Annotated in this window: 12 protein-coding genes; 11 read left to right on the top strand and 1 reads right to left on the bottom strand. The window is 44.1% G+C overall.

The genetic code is table 11. From position 1 onward, the window contains the following. Positions 1-135 precede the first annotated feature (135 nt). The 4 genes from ACJ751_RS25365 (at position 136) to ACJ751_RS25350 (ending at position 5,436) form a co-directional block, all read left to right on the top strand. The gene (locus tag ACJ751_RS25365) at positions 136-1,332 is read left to right on the top strand and encodes a DUF5000 domain-containing lipoprotein (RefSeq protein ID WP_407748332.1); all 1,197 of its coding nucleotides are present in this window, start codon (positions 136-138) and stop codon (positions 1,330-1,332) included. Positions 1,333-1,379: 47 nt separating this feature from the next. Continuing rightward, complete coding sequence (locus tag ACJ751_RS25360) at positions 1,380-2,582, top strand: DUF4998 domain-containing protein (protein WP_407748331.1); 1,203 nt, start codon at positions 1,380-1,382, stop codon at positions 2,580-2,582. 19 nt (positions 2,583-2,601) lie between these two features. Continuing rightward, positions 2,602-3,966 (top strand): alpha-L-fucosidase, encoded by a 1,365-nt coding sequence (locus ACJ751_RS25355; RefSeq protein WP_407748330.1) that lies wholly within the window; start codon positions 2,602-2,604, stop codon positions 3,964-3,966. Positions 3,967-4,050: 84 nt separating this feature from the next. Continuing rightward, a complete protein-coding gene (locus ACJ751_RS25350; protein ID WP_407748329.1) occupies positions 4,051-5,436 on the top strand; it encodes an alpha-L-fucosidase in 1,386 nt (461 codons plus the stop codon). Here ACJ751_RS25350 and ACJ751_RS25345 read toward each other — a convergent pair. Beyond that, positions 5,423-5,860: a hypothetical protein gene (locus ACJ751_RS25345; RefSeq protein ID WP_407748328.1), complete on the bottom strand. Its 438-nt coding sequence runs from the start codon at positions 5,858-5,860 to the stop codon at positions 5,423-5,425. The two genes, ACJ751_RS25350 and ACJ751_RS25345, sit on opposite strands and share 14 nt — an antisense overlap. 82 nt (positions 5,861-5,942) lie before the next feature. On the opposite strand from ACJ751_RS25345, the gene ACJ751_RS25340 reads away from it, so the two are divergent. The 7 genes from ACJ751_RS25340 to ACJ751_RS25310 all read left to right on the top strand — a co-directional run. After that, complete coding sequence (locus tag ACJ751_RS25340; protein WP_407748327.1) at positions 5,943-6,083, top strand: hypothetical protein; 141 nt, start codon at positions 5,943-5,945, stop codon at positions 6,081-6,083. Positions 6,084-6,107: 24 nt separating this feature from the next. Beyond that, positions 6,108-6,893 (top strand): class I SAM-dependent methyltransferase, encoded by a 786-nt coding sequence (locus tag ACJ751_RS25335; RefSeq protein WP_407748326.1) that lies wholly within the window; start codon positions 6,108-6,110, stop codon positions 6,891-6,893. Positions 6,894-6,909: 16 nt separating this feature from the next. After that, a complete protein-coding gene (locus ACJ751_RS25330; protein WP_407748325.1) occupies positions 6,910-7,617 on the top strand; it encodes a Crp/Fnr family transcriptional regulator in 708 nt (235 codons plus the stop codon). Between the two features lie 99 nt (positions 7,618-7,716). Then, positions 7,717-8,331: a methyltransferase domain-containing protein gene (locus tag ACJ751_RS25325; RefSeq protein WP_407748324.1), complete on the top strand. Its 615-nt coding sequence runs from the start codon at positions 7,717-7,719 to the stop codon at positions 8,329-8,331. A 25-nt stretch (positions 8,332-8,356) separates the two neighbouring features. Beyond that, on the top strand, positions 8,357-8,794 hold the full coding sequence (locus ACJ751_RS25320; protein WP_407748323.1) for a DUF983 domain-containing protein: 438 nt from the start codon (positions 8,357-8,359) through the stop codon (positions 8,792-8,794). Between the two features lie 6 nt (positions 8,795-8,800). Beyond that, a complete protein-coding gene (locus tag ACJ751_RS25315; RefSeq protein WP_407748322.1) occupies positions 8,801-9,409 on the top strand; it encodes a methyltransferase domain-containing protein in 609 nt (202 codons plus the stop codon). 11 nt (positions 9,410-9,420) lie between these two features. Further along, positions 9,421-10,905: SulP family inorganic anion transporter (locus ACJ751_RS25310; RefSeq protein WP_407748321.1), on the top strand; the 1,485-nt coding region annotated here is incomplete at its 3' end.

The following is a 10,905-nucleotide window of genomic DNA, read 5'->3' as shown; positions in this document are numbered from 1 at the left end:
TTACCGCCCCCGCCTGCTTTATCAGAAAAATTTTAAAACCCGCTTTTATTTTTGGCCGATAGACTACTGGGACCTGCTGGTAAATAAACGACTGGTACAAAATTATGGTTGGTAAACTTTACATTCTTACAATACATGAAACTATACAAACGAACGCTGATCATTACAGGCATGTTGCTGGTTGTACTGTATGGCTGTAAGCCCGAGATCCATGAGCCGTTATCGGGAGAAGGTGATGGTTCAACGCCGGATCCGTTGAAGAGCGTATCCATTACTAATTTACCGGGCGCTGCGCAGTTAACCTATACACTGCCGGCAAGCCCCGGTTTGTTATATGTAAAAGCGGTGTACGAAAATAAACCGGGCGAAAAACGTGAAGTACGCGCCTCCTATTACAACAACTCGCTGGTGGTAGATGGGTTTGCCGATACCCTGCTTCACCCGGTAGAACTATATGTGGTAACCCGCGACGAAAAACAATCAGCCCCTGTTACTATTACTGTAAGTCCGCATACCCCGCCTTACCTGGATGTATACCGCAGCCTGCAGGTGCGGGCTGATTTTGGCGGGGTAAATGTGTCGTTTAAAAATAAAAGCAGCGCAGATGTGTCCATCGTTGGGCTCACTACCGATTCAACCGGCGTTTTTGACCAAACCGATGCACATTATACCAACGCCGACAGCGGCGTTTATTCATTGCGGGGATATAAAGCAGAAAAAAGAAAATTCGGATTTTTTGTAAAGGACAGGTGGGGAAATATCTCCGATACGTTAACGGGGGAATATACACCACTGTATGAAGAGCTGTTGGATAAAACAAAATTTAAGGAAGTAGATCTGCCTACCGATATAGGTTATGGCTGGGGCTTATCCATGACCGATCTCTGGGATGGTATTTTCACCGGGTATAATATGTGGCACTCGGCCGATAAGCTGGATGGTATGCCCATGTGGATCACATTCGACATGGGTACGCTGGCCCAGTTGAGCCGGGTGGGTTTATGGCAGCGTAACCAGGATGGCGGCTGGATCTATGCACAGAACAACCTGCGGGAATTTGAAGTATACGGCGCTGATAACCCCAATCCCAATGGAGCCTGGGACAATAGCTGGACGCTGCTCGCGCATCATACGGTTATAAAGCCTTCCGGGTTACCGGTTGGCACCACGAACGCTGCAGATCTGGCGGCTGCTGAAACGGGTGAGTTAATGGATATACCACTCACGGCGCCTAAAGTGCGTTACATCCGGTTGAAGATATTACGCACCTGGACGGATGGCGGCTATGCTGCCAACGTTGCGGAAATGTCGTTCTGGGGCGATAGCAGGTAATCCCCTATATCATTGACCATTCACCATGCAAGAATAAAAACGAATGTATGAATGTAATAAGAACCGTTATCAGCCTGTTATTTGTTGCCACAGGCCTGGTACTGTCCTGCAAAAAAGCAGATGAATTTAAAAAGTTTGTAGAAGGGGGCGAGATCATATACACTGCCAAAGCCGATTCGGCGCGGGTATATGCCGGAAAGAAAAGAGTGCAGCTATATTGGTTACTCTTATCTGACCCCACCATAATAAGATCGAAAGTATTCTGGAAGAATCATACTGATTCCGTTGAAATACCTGTTCAGCGTACATCGGCCATAGATACCATGCGGGTTATTATCAATAACCTGACCGAAGGCAACTACGACTTCGAGATCTATAATTACGATCAAGCAGGCAACAGTTCCATTAAAGTAACCGTTTCGGGTACGGTGTATGGCGATATGTATGCTGCCGCTTTATTGAACAGGGGCGTTGCGAATGCCGAACTGATAAACGATACGGCTGAAATTACCTGGAGCGATGCCGATTCAACAACCGGAGTTATTGGTATGCAACTAAAGTATACCGATATAAATAACGGTACGCACGACACCCTGGTAAAGGCTGTTTATAAAGACCAGGTAACCAGGTTACCCGATCTGTTGCCTGGTACGCAGGCACAGTACCGTACGTTGTATAAACCGGCTTCCCTGGCCATAGATACATTTACCACCGGTTTTGCCAACCTGCCGGTAAAAGCTGATGTAACGGCTCTATACATTAACAATCCCGGGTCGCCTTTCCTGTTAGATAATGCCCAAAACAGCAACTGGCGATTTGGACAGTTGTTAAACTGGCAATACAACGATGAAGCCCGTAACCGCTATACCTGGGATGCCATCAATGGCGTCGACAATGCCTGTATGACCTTATGGATCTGGGATAACGGCGTTCTTACCAATGGAAAAATCTACCAGACCGTAACGCTGCCTGCCGGCGAATATGTACTGGAGGCTGCCGTATCGAATATTGATAACTCGCTGGAGGCTGCTTATCTTGCTATAGCATCAGGAAACGCATTGCCAGATGTGGCAGATATAACAACTGCTTTAGGGTATGGCAGGTTCACCGATAATTCCAATAAACTGGTATCGGCTTCGTTCACACTTCCAACGGCTGCTACTGTAACACTGGGCGTGGTAGCCAGCATGGCAGTACCTGCACAGCAAACTATAAGGATAAGCAACGTAAAACTGATGAAAAATAAATAATCCGATAAAACGACCATACATGTATAAGATTAAAAAGATCGCTGTTTTTATTCTTTCATTATTGCTATTACAAACAGCCCGTGCCCAAAAGAAGATCGGGAATGAGACGCACGAACAAAAAGTAGAACGCATGGCCTGGTGGACGCACGACCGGTTTGGAATGTTTATTCACTGGGGACTGTATGCGCAGGCTGCGCGTCACGAATGGGTAAAGCGCTGGGAGCGGATGAACAACGAGCAATACCAGCCTTACTTCGATATGTTCAATCCCGATATGTTCGATCCCAAAACGTGGGCGAAACAGGCAAAGGCAGCCGGGATGAAATATGCCGTATTGACCACCAAGCATCATGAAGGCTTTTGTTTGTTCGATTCAAAATATACAGATTATAAATCTACCAAAACCAAAGCAAAGCGCGACCTGGTAAGAGAGTTTGTAGATGCGTTCAGGGCTGAAGGGATCAAGGTAGGTTTTTATTATTCTCTCATCGACTGGCATCATCCTGATTTTACAGTTGATGGCGTTCACCCGTTACAACCCAAAAGCGAAGCTGATTCAGATTATGCCAAAATAAATAAAGGCCGCGACTGGAATAAATATAAAGCTTACCTGCATAACCAGGTGAGGGAATTATTGACCAATTATGGAAAGATAGATATCCTGTGGCTCGATTTCTCCTATCCCAATTCAAACGGGCATGGTAAGGGAAAAAACGACTGGGGTTCCGTGGAATTGTTGAAAATGATCCGGCAACTGCAACCCGGTATTATTGTCGATAACCGGCTCGATCTCGATGAGTATTCAGATGGCGCTGATTTTGCTACCCCCGAACAGGTGAAACCATCGGAATTGCAAAGTGAATATGGCGGATTGCCGTTTGAAACCTGCCAGACCTTCTCCGGATCGTGGGGATATTTCCGGGATGAGAACAGTTGGAAATCGAACCACGAGCTGCTTACCCTGTTGATCACAGCCGTAAGCAAAAGTGGCAACCTGATCCTTAATGTAGGGCCCACTGCCAGGGGATATTTTGATTATCGCGCCGTTCGCGCCCTGGATAGCATTGGGGTTTGGATGAAATATAATCAGCAGGCCATTTATGGTTGTACGCAGGCGCCGGCTGAATATAAAGCGCCTGAGAATACCTTGCTGACCTACAACCCGGTTACTAAAAAAATATACCTGCACCTGATGCAATATAAATATAACCCCTCCACGCTTACATTGCCCGGGTATAAAGGGAAGATAAAATATGCGCAGTTCCTGCATGATAATTCAGAAATAAAATATGAGCCGGTTGGTGATAATTCAAATGATCTGCAAATAAAATTGCCGCAGCAACCGAATATCGAAATTCCCGTTATTGAACTGACTTTATTATAGACGTAGTAAACCTGTCAGCTGCACATAAACAGTTCGGCCGGGCAAGATACCAAAGTGCACCTGACAGGTTTTAACTCTTCAATTATGAAACAATTATTAATAGTATTTCTTTTTTTAACGGGTACCAGACTCCACGCCCAATACGTGCCGCCTAAAGATCCGCTGGTAATAAAAAAGCTGGCTCAATGGAATGATCTGAAATTTGGCCTGTTTATGCATTGGGGCCCTTACAGTCAGTGGGGTGTAGTGGAAAGCTGGAGCATTTGTCCCGATGAGTGGGTGACACGCACCGGCCCCTATGCTAATAATTATTTTGAATATAAAAAGGCGTATGAAAATCTACCCACAACATTTAACCCGGTAGCATTCAATCCGGAGAAATGGGTAAAGGCGGCCAAAGCAGCGGGTATGCGATATGTGGTTTTTACCACTAAGCACCACGATGGGTTTTGTATGTTTGATACCAAACAAACTGATTATAAAATAACCGGTTCGCAAACGCCCTTTTCCCACAATCCAAATAGTAATGTAACAAAAGTCATCTTTGATGCTTTTCGTGCAGCAGGCTTTATGACCGGCGCTTACTTTTCAAAACCCGATTGGCACAGCGAAAATTTCTGGTGGCCCTATTTCCCGCCTAAAGATCATAATGTAAACTACAGCACTACTAAATATCCCGATCGCTGGAAAAAATTCCAGGACTTTACCTACAACCAGATTGAAGAGTTGATGACAGGGTATGGACCGATAGATATCTTGTGGCTCGATGGCGGTTGGGTACGTCCTTCGCAAAAAGAGAATGATCCGTTTAATATGGATATAAATATGCGACGTATTGCGACTATGGCCCATAAATATCAGCCGGGATTAATAATGGTAGACCGTACAGTGTCGGGTGAGTTTGAAAACTATACCACGCCTGAGCAGGAAGTACCTGAAAAGCCATTGACGTATCCCTGGGAAACCTGTATGACCATGGGCAATTCATGGAGCTTCAGTAAGAATGATCAGTATAAAAGCGCTCATCGTTTACTGGAATTGCTCGTAAAGATCGTTTCAAGAGGCGGTAACTTTTTGTTGAATGTTGGTCCCGACGGAAATGGCGATTGGGACCCGGTGGTATATCAACGATTGCAGGACATAGGCGACTGGATGGCCCTCAATGGCGAAGCGATCTATGCTTCCCGGCCCGTAGAGCCTTATTCATCTAACAATATATATTATACGCAGTCGAAGGATAGCAGTAAGATCTATGCCTGCTGGCTTTCCGAAAAGGAAACAGTTGAATTGCCTGCCGTAATTCAAATACCTGTGAATAAACCAGGAAGGCCAAAACGTGTTACGCTGCTGGCAGCGCCTGAACAGAAATTAAAATGGACATATGCCAGTAACCTGGTAACAGTACAGGTGCCGGCAAAGTGGCAACATAATGCTGGTCTTAAGTATAGCGCCGTATTTAAGCTGGAATAAGCGTGCCATCCCGGGCCGGCCGGGATGGCACCCCACCATTCTTTACCAATAGAGCTGGAAGTGCGCAGTTATCAGGCACCGTAATGAAATTATGATTGTTAGGAGATCCCAAACTGATAAAGGTACCACTGCAGCTTATCTGCGGACTGGTAGCCGTGGTTTTGCCATCGCCCAGGGCAATGAGTTTGGATCCTTCCAGCATCAATAAGGTATCTCCTTTGTTGATGCGGATATCTGACCTGAAATAATACGTTTTACCACTTTGTAAAGTTCCTTTCACCGTACCGGTTAGGGTATCGCTGGTAATGAGTTGCCCAACAGCAAATTTCGCCGGTGAAATATCCATCGTTTCCTCCTTATGACAAGCGGATAATGCTACTACAAGCGTTGGTATAATTAGCTGTTTTATATTTTTAATGTTCATTGTATTACATTTTGAATTTTACGCCTAACAAATAATTCGCCCCGTAAGTATCTTTACTGATAAAGGTGTTTTTGCCGATCGTTTGGTGCTGAACATCGCCATTAACGCCATAACCGCTATACGGCTGACGCAGGATAGCCTGCGGGTAAGCCGTTATCGCCTGAAAAAGAAATTGAACCTTGGGCAGGACGAAAGTTTAACCGGGTTTGTGCAGGGGTTGTAATGAAATCCTTATTTTTAAGAAATGATGAGTGATAACAATTCCCTGAAGCGAACATTTAATGAAGTAGCCGGGCTGTATAATGAAATAAGACCCCGGTATCCTGATGCATTATTTGAAAAGCTAATAGAACTGCTCGACCTGCAACCCCGTTCAAGGTTATTGGAGATCGGCCCGGGTACCGGCCAGGCGACCAGGCCTTTGGCAAAGAAAGGATTTGAGATCACGGCCATCGAACTGGGCGCAGACCTGGCGGAAGTAGCGCGCTATGAGTTGCAGGATTATAAAAACGTACAAATAATAACAGGTGCATTCGAAGAGATACCCCTGCCGGAAAGATCATTCGACCTGGTTTTTGCGGCCACTGCATTCCATTGGATCGAACCTTCGGTAAGATTTAGAAAAGCGCATAACCTGTTAAAGAACGGCGGACATTTGGCTATTATTCATACCTATCATACCTCTGACGAAAAGGGAGATGCCTTTTTATATGCTTCTCAACCTATTTATGACAAATACGATTTTACCGACAAACATATAAGGCCGGAATTCCCCAGGGATAAAGACCTGAAGCCAACTGAGATTGATGAAAGCTTATTCAGCTTAAAATATTTTCAATCTTTTCCGGTCGTTATAACCTATAACGCCAAACAATTTGTGAAATTGCTGAATACTTACTCCAATCATCTGGTTGCTTCTCAACCTGTTCAACAGGCTTTTTATGGAGAAATGGAAACGCTGATAAATGAAGAGTTTCAGGGTATAGTTGAGAAGCATTTCTCCATGTCTTTGACTATTGCGGAGAAGATATAGTAAATTGCAGGCATACATGAGCATACGCGGCAAATTTCCAATTGATAAGTGGGACTTTAAAAGTGAATCTGTTTTAATGGATTTGCCTGCTGAAGATTTTGAGTTACTGACAGCCAATAAAACCGAGCAACTTTATTCAAAAGGGGAGATCATCTTCAGGGAGGCCGCTTATCCTTCCGGTATATTTTATATTGTAGAAGGGAAAGTAAAGAAGTATAAAGTAGACAAAGACGGAAGGGAGCAAATTATTTATGTAGCCAACCAGGGCGAGATCCTGGGTTACCATGCTATTCTTTCTGAAGACAGGTATCCCGATTCGGCCGCCGCATTGGAAAAAAGCAGAATAGCATTTATTCCCAAGGAAGATTTCCTGAACACGTTACAGAAATCTTCAGTACTAAGTAAGCGTCTTCTAAAAACCTTAAGCCATGAATTCGCTGTACTGGCTAATAGTATCTCCGCTTTTGCCCAGAAATCGGTAAGGGAAAGACTGGCATTACAACTAATAGTACTTAGGGAAAAATACAAGGTGAATTTTCAACCCGGCATGCCGGTAGAAATAAATATCAGCCGGAATGACCTGGCAAATATTGTAGGAACCGTTCGCGAAAGTGCGGTACGGATCCTGACGGAATTTAAAGAGGCTGGTATTGTACAAACAAAGGGCCGGAAAATAATCGTTCTTGACGTTAACCAGCTTATAAAAATTGCAAACTATAAATAAGCCGGTTTCAAGCCCATCATCCCCCAAAATTGATAAATGTCACTTTTTATGGTGATAAGGGTTACCGCTCCCGGTTATCAAATGAGGTAATTTTGCAACATGTACCAGGCAACATCAGCTTACTCCAACCCGATAGATAAATGGTTTAGAACAGACGCCCAGCTAAACAGATTATACCCTGATTCCATTCAGTTATTGGCGCACAGGCATTGGACACCGTTACAAATTACCCAGCTGGTGGCTCAGTTCCTTGTAACACATCCCGGTGTAAACGTGTTGGATATTGGCAGTGGGGTAGGTAAATTTTGCCTGGCCGGCGCTTATTATAAACCACATGCTTCGTTTTATGGGGTTGAACAACGCAAAGATCTTGTAGCGCATGCAGAGGATGCCAGGGAAATGCTTGGGTTTCAAAATGTTCATTTTATCCATGGTAATATTACCGAACTGGACTTCAGCCAATATGATCATTTTTATTTCTTTAACTCGTTCTACGAAAATCTGATGGATAAGGAAAAGATAGATGACAACATAACCTATTCAACCTATCTGTTCAATTATTATCACAGACAGTTATATAAAAAATTGAACGCAATGCCAATAGGAACTAGGGTGGCCACCTTTCATTGCCTGGATAATAAAATACCGCCGGGTTATCAGGAAGTAGATTCCCAGGTGCAGACCTTATTAAAATTCTGGATAAAAGTATTATAAACGAGATAAACAAAAACGACTGAATATGGGTGCAGCGCAAAAAGTTCAAAAGCCAGGCTATTTATGGAGTCTCTTTCATCATAAATGCGCCCGATGCAGATCAGGAGATATGTTTCAGGAGAAGCATGCTTACCGGTTGAAACATTTTATGAAAATGTATGATAATTGCCCGGTTTGTGATCAGCGTATGGAAATTGAACTGGGGTTTTATTATGGCACAGGGTATGTTAGCTATGCCTTAACAGTGGCATTGTCTGTTACTACATTCGTTGCCTGGTGGGTATTGGTTGGTTTGTCGGTGAATGATAACAGGTTTTTCTGGTGGCTGGGATTAAATATAACGCTCCTGGTTGTACTACAGCCATTTTTAATGCGATTGTCCAGGGCAATATGGTTGTCGTTTTTTGTGCGCTATAATGAAAACTGGCAGGCAGAAACCCAAATAGACAACATAATTCCATAACATTTTATGAAGCCAACTGTAAAAAAGCCGCTTCATCTGCAAGACTGGTTCAGCACTGATGCCCGGTTGCACCAATTGTATCCTGAATCAATAAGATCATTGGCCCGGATGCATTGGTCGCCGTTATACATTATACAAAAGGTAATACCTTACCTGGCGCCAAATGATACAATAAAAGTGTTGGATATCGGCAGCGGGGTAGGTACATTCTGTCTGGCCGGCGCTTTTTATAAACCATCCGTAGCTTTTTTCGGGGTTGAACAGCGAAAGAAATTGATAACACATGCGGAGACTGCCAGAAAAAAACTGGGAATTCCAAATGCCCGGTTTATCCATGGAAATTTTACCCAGCTTAACCTGAACGAGTTTGATCACTTTTATTTCTATAATTCTTTTTTTGAGAACCTGAATGGCGCCGAAAAGATAGATAATGAGATTGTGTATTCAAATGAATTATACAACTACTATAGCATTTACCTGTATAATCAATTGGAAAAAATGCCAGTGGGCACAAGGGTCGCCACTTATTGCAGCTGGGGCGATGAGATACCACCCTGTTACCAATTGGCAGAAACACATTTTGACAATTTATTAAAGCTCTGGATAAAGTTGTGATCTATTAACCGGTGAAACGAGCAATAAAATATTACAGGATCATGTGGCTGCGGTACGATTTTGCCGCGGGCCTGTCTGTTTTTTTAGTAGCGTTACCGCTCTGCCTGGGTATTGCCCTGGCATCAGGCGCGCCCCTGTATGCAGGCCTTTTATCCGGAATGATCGGCGGCCTCATCGTTGCAACCTTTAGCGCCTCTTCACTGGCTGTTTCCGGCCCGGCAGCCGGATTAACAACCTTAGTGGCGTCTTCCATTCTTTCGTTGGGTAGCTACCAGGTCTTTCTGCTGGCAGTTATTATTGCGGGAACTTTCCAGGTACTGCTGGGATTACTGAAGTGGGGTGGTATAGCCAATTATTTTCCATCGGCTGTGATCAAAGGAATGTTAGCTGCCATTGGTATCATGCTGATCGCAAAACAGGTTCCATTGGCATTGGGATATGACAGACCCAACTTCTGGACAAGCGGTTTGCTGGATCTGTTTTCAACCGGGAATATAATAGCATTTCGCCATCATGTTAGTACCGCTTCATTATTGGTCGCCCTGTTCTCCTTGTTGTTACTGGTATTGCTACGACAATCTTTTGCAAGAAAACTCAATTGGGTCCCTGCGCCATTACTCGTAGTGAGTATGGGTATCCTGATCTCGCTTTTATTTGTTAACACCAACAGTGTATTCGCGCTTAGATCGACCCAGTTGGTTAATATTCCTGCTCACCCGTTTTCAAATATTTCCTTTCCTGAATTCAGCCGGCTTTTTGCTGATAAGCAGATCTGGAAAGACGGCCTGGTTATCGGGTTACTGGCTACGTTGGAAACCCTGTTGTGTATTGAAGCAATAGATAAGCTGGACAGGCATAACCGGATCACCCCGGTAAACAGGGAGTTAATAGCACAGGGTATTGGCAATATGGTTTGCGGCTTGCTGGGCGCCATTCCTTTAACCGCAGTGGTTGTACGCGGCGCCGCTAATGTAGATGCGGGCGCCAGAACTAAAATGGCTGCCATTACCCACGGCATCCTGTTGTTACTGGCTATTGTACTGATCCCTTTTGTCTTGAATTGGATCCCGTATGCATCCCTTTCCGCCATTTTGATTATTACTGGTTATAATCTTACCCAGCCTAAACTGTATAAAAATATGTTCAGCCTGGGGTGGAAGCAGTTTCTGCCATTTATACTGACCATCGTAATGATCCTGGCAACCGATCTTTTGATTGGGGTAAGTATAGGTTTATTGCTGTCTGTTTATTTTATAGTTCAAAACAACTTCAGGGCGGAATACAGGATCAGCAGAACGGTTATAAAGGGGATAGAAACCGAGCTGATCAAATTGAACAGCAATGTGACTTTTCTGAACAAGGTAAAATTAAAAAGAGCGTTGGATGAAGTTCCGGAGAACAGTGTATTAACGATCGATGGCAGCGACTGTAATTTCGTTGACTACGATATTCTTGAAATAATAAGCGAATTTGAAAATAAAGCAAAAGACAGGCAC

The sequence above is a fragment of the Niastella sp. genome (genome assembly GCF_045805085.1).
In the GTDB taxonomy this organism is placed as follows: Bacteria; Bacteroidota; Bacteroidia; order Chitinophagales; family Chitinophagaceae; genus Niastella.
Note: the sequence above shows the minus strand (reverse complement) of the source record. Positions and strands in the feature narration are given on the sequence as shown.

Bases quoted from the DNA above. Each gene is read 5' to 3' on its own strand.
- ACJ751_RS25365 (WP_407748332.1), top strand. From the start codon at position 136: ATGAAACTATACAAACGAACGCTGATCATTACAGGCATGTTGCTGGTT.
- ACJ751_RS25360 (WP_407748331.1), top strand. From the start codon at position 1,380: ATGAATGTAATAAGAACCGTTATCAGCCTGTTATTTGTTGCCACAGGC.
- ACJ751_RS25355 (WP_407748330.1), top strand. From the start codon at position 2,602: ATGTATAAGATTAAAAAGATCGCTGTTTTTATTCTTTCATTATTGCTA.
- ACJ751_RS25350 (WP_407748329.1), top strand. From the start codon at position 4,051: ATGAAACAATTATTAATAGTATTTCTTTTTTTAACGGGTACCAGACTC.
- ACJ751_RS25345 (WP_407748328.1), bottom strand. From the start codon at position 5,860: ATGAACATTAAAAATATAAAACAGCTAATTATACCAACGCTTGTAGTA.
- ACJ751_RS25335 (WP_407748326.1), top strand. From the start codon at position 6,108: ATGAGTGATAACAATTCCCTGAAGCGAACATTTAATGAAGTAGCCGGG.
- ACJ751_RS25330 (WP_407748325.1), top strand. From the start codon at position 6,910: ATGAGCATACGCGGCAAATTTCCAATTGATAAGTGGGACTTTAAAAGT.
- ACJ751_RS25325 (WP_407748324.1), top strand. From the start codon at position 7,717: ATGTACCAGGCAACATCAGCTTACTCCAACCCGATAGATAAATGGTTT.
- ACJ751_RS25320 (WP_407748323.1), top strand. From the start codon at position 8,357: ATGGGTGCAGCGCAAAAAGTTCAAAAGCCAGGCTATTTATGGAGTCTC.
- ACJ751_RS25315 (WP_407748322.1), top strand. From the start codon at position 8,801: ATGAAGCCAACTGTAAAAAAGCCGCTTCATCTGCAAGACTGGTTCAGC.